Genomic DNA, 22231 nt, shown 5'->3' with positions numbered 1-22231 from the left:
AGTTGTCAACAAGACGCATTTTTTGAAGATATGCAATTTTTGAAATCTGTCTGTAAGACGTATCTGCAAGTATTCTCCATTACCAAAGTTAAGCGTTTTCAAAAAATGGGGATTCATCAAAAACTGATCGTTTACGCCTCCTCGAGTGAAGATTAAAGTTAAGGTGGAATCGGCAAGGATTGTGCATAACCAATACTTTTGAGGGGTGATGACGGCAATGCGTAAAAAGTTAGCAGTTATACTATCGTTGTTTATGGTTTCTGCCGTAGTAATGGCAGGCTGCAGCGAATCCAGCTCCAAAACTGAAGGAAATAGCAACACTGGTTCAGGAAATGCAGGTAAAAGCGGTGCCAAAGTACAATTAACGGGCATCATGGTCAAACACGCTCTAACGAAACCGCTTGCAGAAATGGAATGGCTGAAAAAAGCGGAAGAAGAAGCAGGCGTTGAAATCAAGTGGCAAGAGATTACGGCAGACTGGGGACAGAAAAAGGGTACCATGCTTGCCAGCGGTGATGTTCCGGATTTATTTGTTGGTCCTAATGTCATTACAGACGCCGATTTTGCGCAGTTTCAAGGCCTGTTCCAAGATTTATCCGATTTGGTCAACAAAAACGCTCCGAATGTGCAAATGATGTTTAATGCTAAACCCGAAACCAAAGTCATTGCCACGCAGCCTGATGGAAAAATTTACGGTTTGCCCAAATACCAACGTTTTTGGCCCGCTTCTGCTACAAGACAATTTATTAATAAAAAATGGTTGGACAATCTGGGATTAAAAATGCCGACTACGTGGGATGAATTATATAACGTGTTGGTCGCATTTAAAGAAAAAGATGCTAACGGCAACGGCGATTTGAACGATGAGATCCCCATGGACTGGCCGGGAGGTATCGGCGGATATTTCAATCCTGCAGTTCTCCTGGGGAGTGAGGGCATTACATTATCCGATGGAAGCGGCCAAGGCTATTATGTGGAAAACGGGAAAGTGAAAAACTTCCTGATCGACGATCGTTTTAAAGATTTGGTCGTATTCTTGAATAAATGCTACGCAGCCGGGTTGATTAACCCAGAAGTATTTACACACGATTACACGAAATACCAGTCGATTGCACGCGGCACCGGAGATATGGCCAAAGTCGGCTTCACATGGGGTTGGGTCGCATCGGACAGATTCGGAGATCAGGTGGCGCCGCAATATACCTCGATGTCCCCATTAAAGAGGTCCGCAGATTCTAACGCTAAACTATCTTGGAGCTATGATTACAACTCCCTTAACTTTGGAAGCAACATGGTAGTCATGTCGGCGAAAACGAAGAATAAAGACGCGGCAATGAAATTCATCAATACCTTATATGATCCTAAAGTCAGCATGCAAGTCTTGTTCGGTTCATTAGGTACGAATATTAAGGATAATGGAGATGACAGTTACAGCGTATTGCCGCCGACAGATTCCAAAATGGATCCTGGGACATGGAAATGGACGTCATCTATGGCGGATAACGGACCTATGTATATTGCTGATGCTTTAAAATTGAATCTCGGCAAAGATATGAGCGAGGTTCTCACGCAATCCGAACCGCTGAAGGGCGCTCTGAGTGTAAGTACAAAGACCGACGTCTTCCCTAACTTGTTTATCAAATATTCAACTGCGGATAATAACACATTAAGTCTGAACAACACGAACCTCATGAATTTGGCGAATCCCAAATTTGCGCAATGGGTTACGAAAGGCGGCATTGATGCCCAGTGGGATGCTTATGTGAAAGAATGCCAAAAAGCCGGTTTGCAGCAAAATATTGAGATTATGCAAAAATACTACGATAGCTTCATGAGTAAGAACAAATAAAATAGCATGATGATAGATGCTATGCTTCCTGTGCGGACGGTATAGCATCTATCTAAAAGGGAGAATGCCTGGATGAGCTCTCAAATAAGTGAAATCAGCAAAGATACTGCGGGTATCCGATTAGCTAGAAAACCTACCGTTGTAAGCACATTCAAACGCGACCATCAATTGTGGATCATGATTTTTCCGGCAATCGCTGTCATATTGATTTTTAATTATGTGCCGATGTACGGCATTCAACTCGCTTTCCGGGACTATGATTTTTCCAAGGGCCTTACGGGAGGAGCATGGCACGGATTCTACTATTTTAAACAATTTATGAACAGCTATTTGTTTGTCGATTTAATGAAAAATACGTTTATCATCAGTTTGGCGTCGATTGTTCTCGGGTTTCCTGCTCCTATTATTCTGGCATTGATACTGAATCAGATCAGAAGAAAAAAAGCAAAACAAACCTTGCAAACGACGGTGTATTTACCCCACTTTATATCGACCATTGTACTGGTTGGGATGCTAAATGTCCTATTATCGCCGGAAACCGGCATTGTTGGGCATTTGATGAAGTCCATTGGTATGGGCGATGTTAACTTGCTAGCTTCTACAAATACATTCATGCCCGTTTATGTACTTTCCGATATTTGGCAGCATTGCGGATGGAACAGCATTATTTATTTAGCTGCGCTTTCCACGGTTGATCCACAATTGTATGATTCTGCCAAAATTGATGGGGCCAGTAGATGGCAAACGATACGTTATGTGGATATACCTGCTATTGTTCCTACAATGATTATTTTGTTTATTCTCAGCATGGGGAATGTGCTTGGTACCGGCTTTGAAAAAATCTTTTTAATGCAAAATGCGTTAAATCTCCCTGTTTCCGAGGTTATTGCCACTTATGTATATAAGATTGGTATTGTATCTAATCAATTCAGTTACTCGTCGGCCATTGGTTTGTTCAATACGGTCATTAATTTTATTTTCTTGATTGCTGTGAACGCCATCTCGAAGAGATTTTCAAATATGAGTCTATGGTAATTGGATGTAGAAGGGGGGAGTGGAGTTGAGTCTATTAAGCAAGAATGGTAATGAAATCATATTCCGTCTTTTTCTATTTGTGCTATGTGTCTTGATCTTTTTAATCATTGCATATCCGTTGTACTTTATCATTATTGCATCTATTAGTGACTCTACCCTTGTTTCAACCGGTCATGTCTTATTTCTGCCGAAAGGCATCAGTCTTTTTGGATATCAGGAAATTTTTAAAGACGCCAGAATTTGGGTCGGTTATCGAAATACACTTGTATACACATTGCTCGGAACTTTTGTGAATTTGCTGTTCACTTTACCGGCAGCCTATGTGCTATCAAGGAAAGAATTTAAGGCTAGACGTCCATTAATGTTGATCTTTGTCATTACATTGTTTTTTAACGGAGGTTTAATTCCAACTTACTTATTGATAAAAGGTCTGCACTTGACAAACACGATGTGGGTTTTCATTTTGCCATTTTCCGTTAATGTGTTCAATCTCATTATTGCACGAACATTTTTTGAAACGTTGCCATCGGAATTGTATGAGGCAGCTGCCATGGACGGTTGTTCTCATTTTAAGTATTTTATCCAGGTGGCTATGCCCTTGTCCAAAGCGCTTATATCCGTTATCGGCCTTTACTACTTGGTCGCGCACTGGAATGATTTCTTCACGGCTTTAATTTATATAAGAAATAATGAGCTGCAGCCGCTGCAAATCATTTTAAGGGATATTCTTTTATCGAATCAGGTTTTTGCCAATGGAGCAGGCGTTGGCGGCGATGCGGGAGGCTACGCGCAAAGATATGCTGATCAAATCAAGTATGGTGTGATCATCGTGTCTACGCTGCCGATTTTAATCCTATATCCTTTTATACAAAAATATTTTGAAAAAGGCGTATTGATTGGCTCTATAAAAGGCTGAGCGTGGGAAGGTAGGCGTTTGCCTCCCAGAGACATACGTCCAATCAAGCACTTTGTACCGCACATATGATTATACCGTAGTGAAAATCATTTGAGGGGAATGAGTAAACATGGGAGCAGTAGGTTATGGTGATGGTTATGGTATGGGCCGCAACGTAGCATTTATTTTGGTTCTTTTTATTCTTTTGGTTATCATCACATCAGCTTTTGTAATTTAATATTCCTTCATCCAACACAACACAAAACATATGGAGAAAAATAAAGACGGTCCTATCGCGAAATAAATGCGAAAAAGGCCGTTTTTTCTTTTTGTCGAAAATCTACAATAAACGAAAACCGAACCGTGCGAGTCGGTCTGATTTATCTGGCTATTTTAAGCCTATAGTTAACTTAAAGTAACTTAGTTTAAATTTATTCACTCCTTCTCATGGCAGGAATGATTATCTATAATTGAAAATGTTAGGTGATCGGAGGTGAATGATCTTTCTCGCAGGACAAGGAATGGAACGAAGTGAAACAAAAGTCCGAGCGGGATGGAAAAATAGTTGAACGCGTCGAGCAGATTTTTATGAAACGTGCGGAATATTTTAAAGGATAGATAGGATAATGTGAAAGTAGGAGGAATTATACTCATGAAATATCGTAAACTTGGTAAGAATGGTCCAGAAATTTCAGTCATTGGCTTCGGCTCCTGGGCAATCGGCGGAGGAGGCTGGGCCAGCGCTTGGGGCAACCAAGACGATGAGCTGTCAGCTGAAAGCGTGCGAGTTGCTTTGTACAACGGGATCAATTTTTTTGACACTGCGGCCGTCTATGGTCTGGGTCATTCAGAGGAAGTTATCGGGAATGCGTTGAAGGGAGACCGTGACAAAGTGGTGTTGGCGACCAAATGCGGTCTGGTTTGGGACGAGAACAAAAACATTTCCAAGAACGGAACCTACGACTCCATCCTTCGTGAAGCGGAAGCATCCCTGCGTCGTCTCGGTACCGATTATATCGATTTGTATCAAATGCACTGGCCGGATACGGATGCGAACGCTCCGGCGGAAGAGACGATGCGTGCCATGGATAAGCTCGTACAAGATGGCAAAGTACGTTATGTAGGCGTAAGCAATTACAATGTTTCGTTATTGGAAGCGTCGCTTTCCGTAAGACATGTTGATTCTCTTCAGCCGCCGTATTCCATCCTGAGGCCTGCCGTTGAGAAGGAGATTTTGCCATTCTGTCTGGAGAAAGGAATCGGCGTCGTTGCCTACAGCCCGCTAACTTCAGGTCTCTTGTCAGGAAATTATACCTACGACACCAAATTCTCAGATGACGATTGGCGCTCCCGCAACGCTGCACATACCGGGGAGGGTTTGAGGAAAAACGTGGAACGCGTAGAGAAGCTGAAAGTTATCGCGAGCCGGTACGGCATGACCATGCCTCAGCTTGCTATCGCATATGATCTCGCCCATCCGGCTTTGACCAGCGCTCTTGTAGGCGTTCGCAAGCCGAGTCACATCTTAAGTGTACTGCCGGCCATCGATCTGACTTTGGATGAGGCTACACTTGCAGAAATTCGCAAAATAGCGGTTGAATAAAGGAGAGTCTTTATGAACATTGATTTGAGAGGTCAAACAGCGCTGATTACCGGGGCTTCGGGACAGCTTGGACGTGTCATGGCCCGAACATTGGCTCTATGTGGGGCGGATATTGTCATTCACTATAATCAGAATGAGTTGAAGGCGGCCGAGTTACAGGCCGAGATCGAAGGGATCGGGCGCCGTGCTGTTACTGTTCAAGCTGATGTGACCAAAGCGGATGAAGTCACTGCGCTGAAGGAGCGCGCGCTCGGACTTACGGGGGCTGTAGATATTGTCGTTGCAAATGCCGTTGTACAGTACGAATGGACATCGGTACTCGATCAGCCGATAGAAGACTATATCAGCCAGTTTGAATCGTGCGTTATACAAAGTGTACTGCTCGCAAAGGCATTCTTACCAGACATGGTGAAACGCAAAAAGGGCAGGGTTATCGGTATTAATACAGAATGCTCCATGCAAAATTTCCCTTCCCAATCCGCTTATGTGAGCGGCAAACGGGGGATGGACGGGTTGTACCGGGTACTGGCAAAGGAAGTCGGCGAACATCAAGTGACTGTTAACCAAGTGGCACCAGGCTGGACGATCAGCGATAAGGATCGGGAAAACCTTACGGAACGCCAAGAGTCGTATGAAAGCCACGTACCGTTGAAACGCCGTGGCACCGATCAGGAAATCGCCAATGTGGTAGCGTTTCTGGCATCTGATTTGGCGAGTTTTATTACGGGAGCATTTATCCCCGTGAATGGCGGCAACGTAATGCCGACGATATGAAACTGGGAGCTATATCGATGTTAGGGATATGGCAGTAGCCTGTATGCCCTAAGGCTCTTTCTTCCATCTCACTCCATGTCTCAATACTTGAAATTGTGCTAAAATATAGTCATGGGAACTAGGAACCAAGATGTTAAGAGAGGTCCAATGACGATGATAAATAAACCCGGCAAGCATGGGCCCGTATATCACCTGCCTCCGTTAGGAGAGCCTCCACCTCTGAGCGTCCAGTTCTTAGGGGTTAATTACTGTGATACGGATTACCGCAATATTCGAAAGATTGCACAAATTACCGTTTTCGGTTTCGTACTATCAGGGCAAGGCAGTGTTCAGGTCGGTCCCCAAGCCTATATGGCTCGTCAGGGAGACATGTTCATCCTACCTGCAGGCTATTACCATGAAGTTGCCTCAGACCTAGACCACAAGGAGCAATGGAGTTATATATGGCTAAACATTAGCGGAAGCTGGATTCTGAAGATGCTTGAAGCCTACCAACTGCTTTCACATGTCGTGACGCCCAGAAGCGGATTGGAGTACTTGTTTAAAGAGGCTATTGAAAGCGCTAAACAAAAATCAGTAGAAGAAATGCAAAGTGAGCTGCAGATCATCCTTATGCGAATCATTGTCAGCCTCTCTGAAACTTTACGTAAAAGAGGGGAAGCGTTAACATCAACGGTTCAAGTGATAAAGCAATTTTTGGATAACAGTATCCTTCATCCTTTCGACCCGACCCAGCTCTCTTCACAAATGGGCATTTCCAATAAGCAGATAAATCGCTTGTTTAAAAGAGAAATAGGAACTACCATCTATAACTATGTCATCTCCAAAAAGATAGAATCCGCTAAACTGATGCTGCTCGACACACATCTGACCATAAGCGATATTGGTTATAAGCTTGGATATGTCGATCCGCATTATTTTTCGAACCTGTTCCAAAGCAAAACCGGAGTTAGACCAAGCGCCTTTCGAAAGCAATTTATTAAAATTCAATAGACATGCCGCGAATTGTTCAGGAATTGCGAATGATTCTTCACGGCATGTTTTTGTTTTATGAAAAAGTAAAGGACGTCCATAATCCTCACCCGATGAACCGCTTATTCTATTAAAAAGTTGTACAGACCACGGTATACTTAATTCAGATTATTTTATGAAGGGAAAAATACAATGCACAGTGATTTTATTATACAGCCACCTCATCCTGAAACGGAATGGTCCGCCTGTACAGGCTATTCTGAATCTGCAGTAATGATAGAACGAATTTTGGATGTCTCCCTAAAAGATGCCAGTATTTGCACAGGGCCGGATCATATGTACTATATGACCGGAGCGACAGAAGGCTCAAGCTTGCAGGTATGGACGTCCACAGACTTAAAATCATGGACGGGGCCAGCCGCCGTATGGAGCTTAGAGCAAGAGGGAACGTGGCAAAAGGAGAGTGAGGGCTCCTCTGGTATTTGTGCACCGGAAATCCACTATGTAAAGGGAACGTTCTGGATCACATATGGGTTGAAACAAGGCGGCACTGGTTTGCTCAAAAGCTTGTCCGCCTCCGTCATGGGTCCTTACCAGGATATGGGGAAGATAACAGATGACGGGCAGGATGCCTCTTTATTTGAGGATGAAGACGGAGTTGTTTATTGGATTTACAGCAATGGCAAAATTGCCAAAATGAAAGAGGACATGACCGGTCTTGAGGAACTTCCCCGGATGGTAGAAGTGCAGCCTTGGAAGGTCGCGGGGCGGGAGGATCATCCATCGTACTTACGGAACCTTCAGGTAGGAAGTTACGGGGCTTTTTTATATAAACGGGCTGGGTACTACTATATGTTCTGTGCAGATGCGTTTGAGAGGATGGGCAGCGATGCTGTAGATACCTTTGTAGCGGTGAGCCAATCGATCTATGGTCCCTACAGCCGACGGTATTTGGCACTTCCCCATGGCGGACAAGTCACTTTATTTGATGGACCGGACAATCAGCTGTATGCGTCCTTTGCAGGCTGCGGCAGCTATTCACCGGTTGAGCATTACCCTTCTGTTGTCCCCATGTCCATTGCAGGCCCGGGATTCATAAGGCCGATGGAGGGAACGGTGCTGGAGAAGGGAGCCGTGGGAAGTCTTAAACCTGTAGGGGAGTTCCTGATTCGGGATCCTCATATTAGCAAAGGACCGGATGGGACGTATTATTTGACGGGGACAACAGATAAGCCGCATCGTAATTTTTGGGACCGGAATAACCAACTTCACTTGTGGAGCTCAAATGATCTGAAGGAATGGAACCATGTGGCCAAAGTATGGGATTTATCCGAAAATGGGACATGGGAGAACAACATTTATGAAAATCCTTGTCTCTGGGCCCCGGAGATGATCTATTTGCACGGAACATTCTGGATCACTTATTCGCTAAAAGGCGGAGGCACCGGGTTGATTAAAAGTGTATCTGGACATGCAGAAGGACCGTATATCGATATGGGTCGCATGACGAATACGGATATTGACTCCAGCCTGTACCAGGATGATGATGGTCAAGTGTATTTTGTTTGGCAGGATGGTAAAATCGCCAAGATGAAGAAGGATATGACAGGCTTTGCGGAGGACCCCCGCAAGCTGCTGTGCTCGGATGGACAGCGCGTTGGCTATGAGGGTGCATTCATCGTGAAGTACAAAGGGAAGTACATTCTTGGTGCGGCGGAGTGGAATGGGGATAAACGCGTGGACGGAACGTATGATTTGATGTATGCCGTTGCTGAAGATTTGTACGGCCCTTATACTCCAAGACGGTTGGCGGTACCTCACGGAGGCCACGGAACGATGTTTATCGATAAAGACGGCAGACTCATGTCTACATTTTTTGGTAATGATCGAACCGCTCCATTTCGGACCCGTGTGGGAATTGTCCTGCTGGGGGCCGAAGAGGATGGGGAGGGGCTATGCATTGCACCTTGTTGTGAGTAATATTAAGACATGAATCAAGCTCCTGATCGGGCCGGATTCATGTTTTTTTCTACTATTCGTGAAATGGAAAGGAGCTGCCGGTCCATGAAGTTTTTCTCCGTAAAAAAGTTGGTTTCACCTACGGTAAGCATCCAGGGGAAAATCTTTGTCGCATTCAGTCTGGTTACTCTGATTGGAATCGTTGCTGTGACAAGTATTGTTTATTTGTACATGAGAGAAACGGTAAAGAAAAATGCGATTACTTCCGTTACGGAAAGCATACGCCAGGCGGACGAATCCTTAAATCTCCGATTGGAGGAAGTTAGTCGATTAAATACGGTGGTCGCTACCAATAAAACGGTGCTGGATACGCTGCTTAGCAAGACGGAGGAACCAAGCTACGAGTGGTTCCAGGAGCAAAAGCGGATCGAGGAGTTTTTATCCGCATTGATTGCCTACAAGCCATATATTTCACGCGTTGCCGTCATAGGGCTGAACGAAAAGGTGTTTTTTGTCGGATCCCCATGGCTCGACAAGAACATTTTATATGCACCGATGATGGATTATTTACTTCAAAATGGCTCAGGGCATGCTTATTTTCATCAAACCGGTTTCAGTGACTCCATTGTGACCGGGCGCGAGCTCCGATATAACCGTAATTTAATCGGTATGGTGATGTTCGATCTGAATGACGAGTTCATTAAGAAAATATATGATGTCAAACCTACATCGGACAGTATGTTGTATGTGGTTGATAGGAACAATGAATTTATTTATCAACCCCAAACAAGCGTCTTTGACAAGGCGGTGATCACTTTGCTCAATCAGGAGATATCCGGTTCAGATGGTTCGGTTGAAAGGGTCATCGGACAGAAATCTTACCTGGTTATCACACGGAAATCGGATTATACGGGATGGTCCACGGTGGCACTCGTTCCTATGAAGTCTCTCTTAACTGAAACGACGCGGATCCGAAATGTATTAGCCACAGTAGCCATTGTTGTGTTTATCATTATCGTCATCGGTACTTTACAGGTTTCCTCGAGAATTACAAGAAATATTCGAAGGCTGAGATCTATGATGATGCATGTCATGGAAGGCAACATGACGCTCCCAGCTGTCGAAATTCATTCTAAGGATGAAATAGGCCAGCTCTATCAAGTTTTCAAAAGTATGGTAGAGGAATTAAAGCGTTTACTTGAGGGAATCGTGATGACTGAGAAAGAGAAGCGTGAAGCGGAGTTGGCTGTTTTGCAGGCTCAAATTCGCCCCCATTTTCTGTATAACACGCTGAATACGGTCAAGTATTTGGCCAAACTGAACGGGGTGCCGAATATTGTTGAGGTGTCGGAATCTTTAATAGAGCTCATGCGCGGTGTTTTGGGGAATACGAATGAATTTCTTTCCCTGCAGGAAGAGCTGCAGTATGTCCGCAGCTACGTCAATATTGAAAAATACAAATATGTGGAACCCATCCATGTGAAGATAGAAGTCGAAAATGAAGAGCTTTTACAGTTCAGCGTGTTGAAGTTAATGCTGCAGCCTCTTGTGGAAAATGCCATCATTCATGGGCTATCCTCCTCGGAGCACGAGGGCCTAGTATTGATTCGCATCTATGAGGAAAACAAAGAACTGAGAATCGAAGTGAGAGATAACGGCAAAGGGATGTCAAAGGAACAGATCGATGCGCTGTTTGAAGAGAATAAAGTCCAGACGAACACACGCTTCAGCGGCATGGGCGTTCGCAATGTGCACGAACGCATTGTTCGACTGTTCGGGGAGCCTTACGGCGTGTTTCTTTATAGTGAGCCAGATACCTATACCACTGTGCAGATCAGATTTCCATTGGTGCCGGGTACGGATCGAAAAGGGCAGGAGGAATGAGGAATGTTTCAGGTATTATTGGTCGATGATGAGGCGTTGGCACGAAACGATGTGAAGAGTATGTTGGATTGGGAAAAGCATGGATTCACCATAAGCGGTGAAGCACATAACGGATCTATGGCGCTTTCCATGATGGAGCAGCAACCTCCGCATATCGCAATTTTAGACGTAAGCATGCCGTTAATGAATGGGGTAGAACTGAGCCGTATGATCAAAGACCGGTTTCCCAAGGTTAAAATGATCATGCTGAGCAGTTTTGACGATTACGATTATGTTCGGACCTGCCTCATGAACGGGGCTATGGATTATTTGCTCAAGCATCGCTTGAACGCGGGAGCTCTATTGACGCTTCTAGATAAAGCGGTTCAGGAATGGCAGAGTGAAGAACGAGAGCATGAAGCTCGAAGTGCTCAAACCCAGATGATTGAACGGCTAAGTCCGGTTATTCTTCGCGACTATGTAGCTAATTTGGCTAGAGATGTACAAGAAGCCGGGGAAGCGCTGCAGTCTTATGCAAGGGACAATGATCTGTATACCAATTCCATCACTTATGGAACCGCAGCTGTACAAATCGTACCTTTTCTGTTGTTGACGGAGTCCTTTACCGATGTACAGAAAAATCGGTTTGTTCAGCAGGCCACGGAAGTCATGCAAATGGCAATTGGCGACATTCAGAAGCGGACGGTAGGCTATGTGGGGGAGGGACGCTTTATTGTCCTGTTTTCTTCGGAAGATCGAAGTGAACATACGGTTACAACCCAAATCAATCAAGCCACGAGCTCCCTGGCTCATTCTCTCGAGAAATTCCTTAACTTAAAATGTGTCTATGCCATAGGACCGCTATGCGGAAATTTGCGGTTGGTTGGCTCCAGCTATACCAAAGCAAACGAGGATATAAACGTCATGTTCGATCAAGGATTGAACGCATCCATCCTGAAAGACTCTCTTTTAATGGAAGAACAGAAGCAATTGCTGCTTTTTCTGGAGCGGTTTGATGGGGAAAGAATAAATCAAATCATTTCAACCATTTTTGGTGCACTGCGTAGTCAGCCAGTCTACGCTATGACAGTGCAAATCATTGTAAGCGAAATGCTTCATCTTGTTGAAAGGGCATGGAAGCGGCATTTTCCTCATTCATCCTTAGAAGATAACGGGCTCATCCCCTCGAGGAATGAGCTTGGGCGAATGGGAAGCGTTGCTGAGCTGGAGAGATGGTTGTTAAATTACTATGCACGAATTGTTGAGGCTATTAAGAAAGAGCATGCAGGAGGATCCTATTCGCGTCATATTTCGAAAGCCATACAGTTTATCGCCGATAACTATGCCTCCAACATCTCCTTGGACATTACGGCGAGTGCCCTTAATCTGAATCCTTCCTATTTAAGCAGATTGTTCAAAGAGGAAACGGCTATGACCTTCACAGAGTATTTGAACCGGGTTCGTATTAAAACGAGCTGCATGCTTATGGAATCCGGCACCTATGCGTTGAAACAGATTAGCAGTGAGGTTGGATTTTTGAGTTATACGTACTTTTTTAAAGTGTTTAAAAGCATAACAGGAATGACACCTCAGGCGTACATGGATCATCTGAAACCGTCAAAAAAGTAGAATGGAAAGTCATAAATGTTGAATCATCCCAAAGCATTAATTAACTATACTTAGATCAACCCTTAGAAAACGCTTTCTTTTAAGGGTGAAAACAACGTGATCGGAGGAACGAAAGAATGAAAAGAAATTGGGGGACGGTACTGCTTTCAACTTTAGTAGTATCCAGTATGGCACTTAGCGCCTGCAGCTCGGATACCCCGAGTAAAGAGAAAGAGGGCACAACCAAAGTAGATGATGTGAAAACTGTATCTTCAGCGGGATTTCCCATTGTGAAAGAGCCGATTAAGCTGAAAATGTTCACAAGAATTGCGCCAACCAATGGACCATTTAAGGATATGCCGGTGTTCAAGGACTTTGAAAAAATGAGCAATGTTCAAGTGGAATTTATCGAGGCACCAACGGATGGCTTTCCTGAGAAAAAGAATCTGTTGTTTGCATCGAATGAGCTTCCTGATGCCATGTATCGCTCAGGTCTTACACAATTAGAGGCAATTAAATACGGTGCTGGCGGTCAATTAATTCCACTCGAGAAGCTGATTGATTCTTACGCTCCAAACCTTAAGAAGTTAATGGAAACGTATCCAGAGATTCGTTCCGCCATAACAACACCTGAAGGCCATATTTATGCCATCCCGGGGATTGTGACCGTCAACTCCGCCAGAACCGATAAAAGATGGATGAATCAAGCATGGCTGAAGAAACTGAATCTGAAGGAACCTGAGACTACGGATGAACTGTACGAGGTGCTGAAAGCTTTCCGGGAAAAAGATCCTAACGGCAACGGCAAACAAGACGAGCTTCCGATGACTGCACGCAACGACAAATTGTCTGTCGTAACGCAAATGGCCGGATCTTTTGGATTGGATCTTCAGTTTGGTTATAACATTAACTTGGACAATGACAAGGTTAATATTTGGATGGGTAGTGATCGGAATAAGGAATTGTTGATGTATTTAAACAAGCTGTATTCGGAGAAGCTGCTGGATCAAGAGCTGTTTACACAAAAGGAAGCTCAATATCTGGCCAAGCAAGGGTCCGGAAATACCGGTTTCTTCTTTGATCAGACGAACAATCCGATGCTGGATACGAAAGTTGCAAATCAATATATGGGTATAGCCCCGGTCAAGGGACCGCATGGCGACAGAATGCAGAGCAATGCAGCTCCGGTACCGAGAGATTTTGGAGCTTTTGCCATCACCCCGGTTAACAAGTATCCGGAAGCGACGATGCGTTGGATCGATTATTTCTACAGCGACGAAGGATCCACCTTGCTTCGATTTGGTCGTAAAGGCGAGAATTATGAATTGCGAGAGGGGATTCCTTATTATACAGATGCCTTCTTGGCGACCGGCAATCAATCCAAAATCACCCCATATGCCGGAGGCGGGGCGCCGCATCTGATCAGCGAGAAGGTAGCGTCTTACATCAATCCGCTGCAGGTTCAAGAAGCTCAAAAGAAGCTGGACCCGTTCATGCCGAAAGTTAAGTTCGCACCACCTATGTTCGACGAACAAACGGCTCTAAAAATCAATATGCTGCGGAACGATATTGATAAATATTACGAGGAGCAGAGCACCAAGTTTATTGTAGGCGCGCTTAACTTCGATAAATGGGGCGAGTTCCAGGCCACTTTGAAGAAAATGAAAATTGATGAGCTGCAGCAGCTATACCAAGCCACTTATGATAACCTCAAAAAACAAAACTAAGCACCGCATACCCGCTGGAGGGCTACAGATGAAGAGTGTGGTAAATACTGTGGGCGTTGCGTCTCGATCCCGATCGAGGCGCTCCAGTCTTTATAAATCGATCGTAAGTCGATACGATCTCTACCTGATGCTGCTCATTCCTATCGTATGGTACCTTGTGTTCCATTATGGGCCATTGTATGGTTTGCAAATCGCATTTAAAAACTTCAGTCCGGCCAAGGGAATCAGCGGCAGCGCGTGGGTGGGGCTAGACCATTTCCAACGATTCATAGGATCCTATTATTTCTGGAGGCTGCTTTGGAACACCATTTCGATTAACTTGTTCTCTTTATTGTTTGCTTTTCCAATTCCTATCCTCCTGGCCTTACTCATTACGGAAATCCGTAACAAAACATTCAGCAAAATTGTGCAAAATATTACGTATACCCCTCATTTTATCTCCATCGTCGTCATGGTAGGGATGCTGATGCTGTTTTTATCTCCACGCGGAGGTCCTGTGAATTCGATTATTGCGGCATTTGGCGGAGCGCCGGTTCGATTTCTCGAATCAGCGGCCTGGTTTAAGTCGATCTTTATCGGTTCCAACATATGGCAAAATATGGGTTGGCAATCGATTATTTATATAGCAGCCCTGGCCGGAGTCAATCCGCAGCTGTATGAAGCGGCCAAAATGGACGGCGCGAGCCGGTTGCGGCGTATTTGGCACGTATCCATTCCAGGCATTCTGCCGGTCATCGTCATTTTGCTTATTCTCGATGTCGGACATTTCATGAATGTCGGTTTTGAGAAAATTTTGCTTATGCAAAATAATTTGAATTTGGAATCCAGCGATGTCATTTCTACATTTGTCTACTCGGAAGGTATTTTAAAAGGGGAATACAGCTATACAGCTGCCATTGGCTTGTTTAACTCCATCATTAACCTGGCGCTGCTGTTACTCGTGAATCGCTTTGCCCGTAAAAAGGCGGAGACAAGTTTATGGTGAGGAGGGGATAAGCAATGCAGGAGCAAACGCTCATGAAAAGGAAGTCGGATGAAAAAATATTCGATGCCGTGGTTAACGCATTGGCTATCCTTATCGTCGTAGTGGTACTGTACCCGCTAATATTTATCGTTAGTGCCTCCTTCAGTGACCCTGCGCTGGTGCTGAATGGGGAAGTGATTTTGCTGCCTAAACAGATCACTTTAGAGGCCTATCGGAATGTCTTTCAAAACGATCAAATATGGACCGGATACGGCAATACCATTCTGTATACGGCAGTAGGTACGGTCATTAATTTGGTCATGACAACATTAGCGGCCTATCCGCTGTCGAGACCTGACCTGCCAGGGCGGGGAATCATAATGTTTTTTGTTACGCTTACGATGTTTTTCAGCGGGGGTCTCATTCCGTCTTATCTCCTCGTGAAAAATTTAGGAATGGTGGATACGATGTGGGCGCTAGTCATTCCCGGCGCTATCGCCACTTATAATCTGATTGTGATGAGAACCTATTTTCAATCAAACATTCCTTGGGAGATTCAGGAAGCGGCCCATATCGACGGGTGTTCGAACTGGAAGCTGTTGACACATGTGATATTGCCGCTATCCAAACCGATCTTGGCCGTTATGATCCTTTTTTATGCGGTCGGACACTGGAACTCATTCTTTAATGCCTTGATCTACATTCGCAGCAAGGAGATGTACCCGTTACAGCTTGTGCTGCGTGAAGTGCTGATGATCAGTCAGGCGGATGCGTTGGACAGCAACGCAGGACTGGAATCCAAAATCCTGCTGGCTGAGAGTATCAAATATGTGGTGATTATTATTTCCAGCTTGCCAGTACTGCTGATGTATCCTTTTGTACAGAAGCATTTTGTGAAGGGCGTTATGATTGGATCATTAAAAGGATAATGGATGGAAGGAAGCGTTGTGTTCATGCAAGCAAGAGCTAAGATCCAGGTGAAGACGAATCAAGTCCGTAAGGACCGAATTAATCCTTACATATTCGGACATTTTGTGGAAGATATCCGTGATCATATGGATGCGATGTTGGCCTATCCGCTTGCGGATATGGATTTTGAAAGTGCAGACGTGACATACAGTGGGCTTTCCGGACGCTGGCGTCCTTATACGAACGGGAAGAGTACTCTTTATGCGCTCGAACCCGCTGCTGCGCATCATTCCGGACATAGTCAGCGGGTACGAATCTATAGCGACGATGAGGCTTATGCAGGTCTAAGCCAAGCAATTGCTGTAAAACAGGACCCGGAAGGCTATTATTTGGCTCTGTATGCACGGGCTTCTATCGAAATCAAGTATGTTGTAGCAGAGATTGTAGATAGGAAAAGTGAAGAAGTGCTTGGTTCCACGCGAATCGATGTGGTGAGCCATAATTGGAAGCACTATGAATCGCGACTGACGGTCAGTCGGTCTTGTGAGCATGCGGAGTTCCGATTATATGTACCTTTGGAGCATGAACGCTGGCTGGATCATGTATCCACGGGGATGCTTTGGTTAGATCATATTTCGCTGCTTCCTTCTGACAGTGTAGGCAATGTTCGCAAGGAAGTTATGGATATGACCAGGGACTTAAACGCCGGCATGATGCGGCTTGCCGGGAATTATATTAGTGCCTATCATTGGCAGCAAGCAATTGGCCCTGTGTATGAGCGCCCCAGTGTTATCAATGAAGCATGGGGGGGCTGGACGAATAAGTATTTTGGAACGGATGAGTTTATTAGGTTTTGCCGTGAACTGAATGTGGAGCCCCTTATTTGTGTAAACGATGGTTCGGGAACACCGAAAGAAGCGGCTGAGTGGGTTGAATATTGTAATGGCGATGCCGATACACCTATGGGAAAACTGCGGGCTGCTAACGGGTACACCGAGCCATATGGCGTGAAGTACTGGGAGATCGGCAACGAAGTTTGGGGAGCATGGCAGGTCGGGCATTGCAGCGCTGAGCAATTCGCAGAACGCTACACGCAATTTGCTCAATCTATGAAAGCAAAAGATCCAGGGATTAGGCTGCTCGCTTGCGGGAATGAGAAAATGGATTGGAACAAAACCTTGCTGGAACGAGCTGCTGAGCAGATCGATTACTTAACCTTGCATTTGTATCACGGATACAACCGTTTTGGGATGAATGCTCATACACCGAAAGAAGAGCGTTATAAGGCCATCCTCTCTTATCCAGAATGGACGAGGGAAGCCGTAAGGCAATTAAGGGAGATGTTCGGATCATCCGCCCGTTATGGTCACCTGAAATTGGCGATCACCGAATACAATACGATGTATTATCCGAATACCATCCGCAAGGGTCTTCCGAATGAACACACCTTAGAAGCAGCGGCTGCAAATGCAGCGAATTTGAATGAATATATTCGAAATAGCGATTTAATTGAAATAGGCAGCTTCTCCGACCTCGTCAACGGCTGGCTTGGCGGATGTATCCGAGTAGGGGATTTCTATGCCGATCAGTTTCGCGGTAAGTCCGCTGGCAGAAGTGAGAATTCCTTAACTGTGTATGGCACTCCAAGCTATTATGTCATGAAAATGTATGCTAACCGAGACTTGGGCTATGTGGTGGAGAGCCATACCGATTGCGGCAGCTTTCAAGTGAGTAGTCTTGTACCTGCTGCGCTCCAGCTTGATAACCTACCGAAATTGGACGTCGTGGCTTGTACGAATGTTCGTGGCGATACACTGACGATCTTTATGGTGAATCGAAGTCTAGAAGATACGCTAACTGACGTGCAGCTGGACGGATTTGCCGAATCGGGCACAGCCCGTCTGTTGGAAGTAACAGCGGATGATTACGAATGTTTCAATAGTGTGAATCATCCGGATGCGGTGGTTTGCGAAGCTCATGAATTATCAGTAATGAAATCTCAAGTGACCTGTCTGCTGAGGGCGTCATCCGTCTATGTATTAGAAATCATTCGCTAACGGGAGTAAAGGTCTCACTGCTAACGGTAACAGGAATAGGAGCTGATGATAAATGAAAAAATGGTTGACGGGACTTCTTGCTTTTGTCTTGATCATGTCTTTTCCGGCATCAGGATTCGCTTACAGCAATCCGCAAATCGTATCGGACTCATGGCGTTGGGATAATGGGGATTTTTATGGGGAAGGCGATCCGTTCATCTTGAAATTTAACGGAGTCTACTATCTGTACACCAGTACGGTGGACGATAAGCCAGGTGTGAAGGTTTGGTCGTCGGAAGACCTGGTGCATTGGGAATATCGCGGTCTGTGCGCTACGGAACCGGTTACGAAAGGGGCCTATGCCCCGGAGGTTGTTTACTGGAACGGCGATTTTTACATGTATACGGCTCTGCTTCGGGATGACGGTACCACGCAGCGAGGTCATCGCGTGCTGAAGAGCTCCAGCCCTACAGGCCCTTTCACGGCCCAAACGGGCAACAAGGTAAATGGTATTGACGGAGACGTATTCATTGATGATGACGGACAATGGTACTTCTACAGTACGGGCAACGGAAATATCGATGTTCGTCCGATGTCCGATCCGTATACATTCGGTGAGAAATTGAATACCGGAGCCGTGATGAATGGTTGGACCGAGGGTCCGACGGTCATCAAACGCAATGGTAAATACTATATGACATATACCGGAAACCATGTGTGGAGCGATGCTTACAGGGTGGATTACGCGAGCAGCTCGAGTCCGGTTGCGGGCTTTGTGCCGGCCGCATCCCAGAACCCGATTCTTCTCGATGCGGAAGGAGATCATGTCGGGCTTGGGCATAACTCCATCGTTCGCGGTCCCGATCTGGATTCCGATTATATGGTCTACCACAGCCATGCCAATCCGGGGCGAAATCTGAACTTGGACCGGGTCGTGTGGAACGGGGACCAGATGCTCGTGCTGGGTCCTACGACATCCGAGCAGCCCGACCCGGCAATGCCTGAGTTCAGCGACCGATTCCAAAGAAATGGATTGGGCTATGATTGGAAGGTTGTAGGCGGAGGGAATTGGGGTATCCGGGACGGCAGCACGTTGTATCAAGATGCCATGGGTGAACCCGAACAATCTCGTATGCTTATATCCCAGAAAGCGACGGATGACAATTTCACGGCGGAATTCAACCTGAAGCAAGTAGAACAGGGGAACAGTACGAACCCGCAGATGGGTGCAGTTTTCTCCTACAAGAATGAGAAAAATTATGGTGTTGCCGTACTTAACAGTAAACAAAATCGTCTGGAAACTGTGTTCCGCGTAGATGGCAAGGATTCAGAGAGGGTAACTAGCTCCCTTCCGGATGGCTATGATTATACGAAATGGCACCAGATCCGAGTGGAGAAGGAGGGCTCCGACTATCGCATCTATGTAGACGGTATGTTGAAGCAAACCCGTTCCATCGAGCGGCTTGACAAGGGCAAGATTGGTTATACGACTACGGATGCGCATGCAGACTTCGGATATGTCGCGTTTAGCAATAAAGTAGGCGGTAACAGCGCCAACGCCGCTTATAAGCCGATTCCCGGTGAGATCCAGGCAATCCATTTCAACCCGAAAGGTAATGGAAAGCCTAATGGTAATTCCGATCATATCAGTATCTCTGAAGCTACATATGGCGGTCATTATGTCGCATCGTTTAATAAGGGGAATTTACCATATAACGTAAATGTATCCGAAGCGGGAACTTATGATGTTGTGATCAGGTACGCCGCAGCAGCCGATGCGCGAGTGAAGCTTGAACTCGATGAATCGACCGTATTGACGGACACGGTACAGCTCCCCTCGACAGGTGGTGCGGATCAATGGAATAATCAGATCATACGGGATGTCAAGCTACCGCAAGGGCTGCATAAGCTCAAAGTGATAGCAGACGGTGGAACATTCGATTTTGCCTCACTGAAGTTGGGCCGTTCCACTGCAACGACAGCCGTAAACGATGATTTCAATGACGGCAACGATTTCGATTGGACGAAATTTGAACAAGGCTGGCGGGTAAATACTGGGGATGCACCTCCGTTTGATCTTCCCAAGCCGGTCCCGGGCATCATAGAAGCTCCTTTCTACAATACGGGCGGTGAAGGAATAGGATATCATGATAACACCCCTGAAAACATCGGCGGTGCCTATCGAGGTGATTCCGTCGATATCCGTACGAACAATAATTTCAACAGTCTTAACGTCGGTTGGAATCAGGCTGGCGAATGGCTTAAATACAACATCGATGTGAAACACGCGGGAATGTATAAGATCGAAGTAACGGCAGCAACCACGTTCAACGATAATCAAGCGCGTATATGGCTGGACGATCATACGGATTTGACCGGTGCGATTAATATACCGAATACCGGGGGCTGGAACAATTGGCAGACAACGGTGTCCGAAGGCGTCTATTTGCCGGAGGGCCGGCATGCGATTACCTTCGAAACGCTTAAAGGCGAGTATGACTTCGCAAGGCTGAAGTTCGTTTCCTTCGACGTACCTAAATCTCTTCCGGGCGTTGTAGAAGCCATTCATTATAACACAGGTGGCGAGGGTGTCGGTTACCATGACAATACGTCAACGAATATCGGCGGCCAATATCGCAAAGATGCGGTTGACATTCGTGTCAATCCGAAAGGTGGCTGGAACGTCGGTTGGAACCAGACCGGCGAGTGGTTGAAGTATAACGTGGGCGTTGCCAAGCCCGCTGCCTATGACGTCAGTGTCCGGATCGCAACGGGGCTTGACGGCGGGAAAGTCCGGTTGTGGCTGGATGATACGACCGATTTGACCGGTGTGGTGGATATCCCCAATACCGGAGGTTGGAATAACTGGAGAAACGTCAAGCTTGGAAACTTAACGCTGCCGGAGGGTGACCATACCATCAAGGTTGAAATCGTCCAAGGCGAGTATGATTTCGCAAGTCTCTCGTTCAATACGCTAAATGAATCCAAAGCACTTCCGGGGACCGTTCATGCCGTGGATTACATGAATGGAGGGGAAGGGGTCGCGTACCATGACAACACGCCAGAAAACATTGGTCGTCTATACCGTACCGATGCTGTCGATATCCGTATGCTCCCGGAAGGGTTCACGACGGGTTGGAACCAGACCGGCGAATGGATGAAATACAATGTGGATGTTGCCGAATCAGGTCCGTACAAGCTGGATTTGCGAGTAGCTACGGCTATGGATGGCAGCCAAGTCAGATTTTGGCTTGATGACACAACCGACCTAACAGGAATCATTAATGTTCCGAATACCGGCAATTTTCAAGAGTGGATGACGGTAAAGAAAGAAGGAGTGACCCTTCCCGCAGGCAAACACACCATTAAGGTGGAAATTGTAACCGGCGAGTTCGACTTTTACAGCTTCCGTTTCCACAATGACCCGATCGTTCCTAAACAAGGCGTATACAAATCTGTGCCGAAAGGGTATCCGAAATCGGTTATCGGCGATAGCAGCTGGTCGGACTATATCGTGGAGACGGATATCAAGTTGGGCGAAAATACGCAAGCGGGAGGTAACGCAGGCATCATTTTCCGTGTAAACAATCCCGCTGACGGAACGTTATTAGGGCAGAACAGAAACGATTTCCTTCAGGGTTACATCGCATACCTAGCCACAGACGGCGTGCATCTGGGCAAATTCAATTATAACTTCCAGTACTTGACTGGAACGGCGCTAGCAGGTACGGCTGGGAATTGGCAGCATATGAAGGTAGTGGCGAGCGGCACTAGGATCAAGGTGTATGTTGGGGACATGGAGAACCCCCTAATTGATTACACGGATCAAAGCGGGACGGCTTTCACGCATGGTAAAATAGGGGTTAGAAGCTTCAACAGTGAAAGCTTAATCGATAACTTCATAGTGACGCCGAATCCGGCCGAATAAACATCAAAATCACCCTCTTCTGTGGCCTATCTGGCATAGGAGAAGGTGATTTGTTTAGTATAGAATGATTAAATAGAATGTTTATAATGAAAGATATGAATGGTTAAAG

15 protein-coding genes are annotated in these 22231 nt (G+C 45.8%); all 15 read left to right on the top strand.

Features of this window, described 5'->3' with window-relative positions; all coding sequences use genetic code 11:
* Positions 1 to 217 precede the first annotated feature (217 nt).
* On the top strand, positions 218 to 1849 hold the full coding sequence (locus tag ASD40_RS23635) for an extracellular solute-binding protein (protein WP_057305604.1): 1632 nt from the start codon (positions 218 to 220) through the stop codon (positions 1847 to 1849).
* A 177-nt stretch (positions 1850 to 2026) separates the two neighbouring features.
* A complete protein-coding gene (locus ASD40_RS23630) occupies positions 2027 to 2884 on the top strand; it encodes an ABC transporter permease (RefSeq protein WP_057306280.1) in 858 nt (285 codons plus the stop codon).
* A 25-nt stretch (positions 2885 to 2909) separates the two neighbouring features.
* Positions 2910 to 3800: a carbohydrate ABC transporter permease gene (locus ASD40_RS23625; RefSeq protein ID WP_057305603.1), complete on the top strand. Its 891-nt coding sequence runs from the start codon at positions 2910 to 2912 to the stop codon at positions 3798 to 3800.
* A gap of 109 nt (positions 3801 to 3909) precedes the next feature.
* Positions 3910 to 4017 (top strand): sporulation protein YjcZ, encoded by a 108-nt coding sequence (locus ASD40_RS36620; protein ID WP_082562404.1) that lies wholly within the window; start codon positions 3910 to 3912, stop codon positions 4015 to 4017.
* Positions 4018 to 4431: 414 nt separating this feature from the next.
* Positions 4432 to 5382 carry an aldo/keto reductase gene (locus tag ASD40_RS23620; RefSeq protein WP_057305602.1) on the top strand — a complete coding sequence of 317 codons (951 nt, stop codon included), beginning with the start codon at positions 4432 to 4434 and terminating at the stop codon, positions 5380 to 5382.
* A 12-nt stretch (positions 5383 to 5394) separates the two neighbouring features.
* Positions 5395 to 6156: an SDR family NAD(P)-dependent oxidoreductase gene (locus ASD40_RS23615; protein ID WP_057305601.1), complete on the top strand. Its 762-nt coding sequence runs from the start codon at positions 5395 to 5397 to the stop codon at positions 6154 to 6156.
* Positions 6157 to 6303: 147 nt separating this feature from the next.
* Positions 6304 to 7149 (top strand): AraC family transcriptional regulator, encoded by an 846-nt coding sequence (locus ASD40_RS23610; protein WP_057305600.1) that lies wholly within the window; start codon positions 6304 to 6306, stop codon positions 7147 to 7149.
* 171 nt (positions 7150 to 7320) lie between these two features.
* Positions 7321 to 9108 carry a family 43 glycosylhydrolase gene (locus ASD40_RS23605; RefSeq protein ID WP_057305599.1) on the top strand — a complete coding sequence of 596 codons (1788 nt, stop codon included), beginning with the start codon at positions 7321 to 7323 and terminating at the stop codon, positions 9106 to 9108.
* Positions 9109 to 9192: 84 nt separating this feature from the next.
* Positions 9193 to 10971 carry a cache domain-containing sensor histidine kinase gene (locus ASD40_RS23600; protein ID WP_057305598.1) on the top strand — a complete coding sequence of 593 codons (1779 nt, stop codon included), beginning with the start codon at positions 9193 to 9195 and terminating at the stop codon, positions 10969 to 10971.
* Between the two features lie 3 nt (positions 10972 to 10974).
* Positions 10975 to 12579, top strand: coding sequence for a response regulator transcription factor (locus ASD40_RS23595; RefSeq protein WP_057305597.1), 1605 nt, complete (start codon positions 10975 to 10977; stop codon positions 12577 to 12579).
* 116 nt (positions 12580 to 12695) lie between these two features.
* Positions 12696 to 14285 carry an extracellular solute-binding protein gene (locus ASD40_RS23590; RefSeq protein WP_057305596.1) on the top strand — a complete coding sequence of 530 codons (1590 nt, stop codon included), beginning with the start codon at positions 12696 to 12698 and terminating at the stop codon, positions 14283 to 14285.
* A 28-nt stretch (positions 14286 to 14313) separates the two neighbouring features.
* Positions 14314 to 15270, top strand: coding sequence for an ABC transporter permease (locus tag ASD40_RS23585; RefSeq protein ID WP_057305595.1), 957 nt, complete (start codon positions 14314 to 14316; stop codon positions 15268 to 15270).
* A 14-nt stretch (positions 15271 to 15284) separates the two neighbouring features.
* A complete protein-coding gene (locus ASD40_RS23580; RefSeq protein ID WP_057305594.1) occupies positions 15285 to 16178 on the top strand; it encodes a carbohydrate ABC transporter permease in 894 nt (297 codons plus the stop codon).
* Between the two features lie 24 nt (positions 16179 to 16202).
* On the top strand, positions 16203 to 18215 hold the full coding sequence (locus ASD40_RS23575; protein ID WP_057306279.1) for an alpha-L-arabinofuranosidase C-terminal domain-containing protein: 2013 nt from the start codon (positions 16203 to 16205) through the stop codon (positions 18213 to 18215).
* Between the two features lie 52 nt (positions 18216 to 18267).
* Positions 18268 to 22122: a carbohydrate-binding protein gene (locus ASD40_RS23570; RefSeq protein ID WP_057305593.1), complete on the top strand. Its 3855-nt coding sequence runs from the start codon at positions 18268 to 18270 to the stop codon at positions 22120 to 22122.
* The last annotated feature ends 109 nt before the right edge of the window (positions 22123 to 22231 follow it).

Source organism: Paenibacillus sp. Root444D2 (assembly GCF_001426375.1).
GTDB lineage: Bacteria > Bacillota > Bacilli > Paenibacillales > NBRC-103111 > Paenibacillus_E.
The sequence above is the reverse complement of the archived record's forward strand: the minus strand, read 5'-3'. Positions and strand labels throughout refer to the sequence as shown.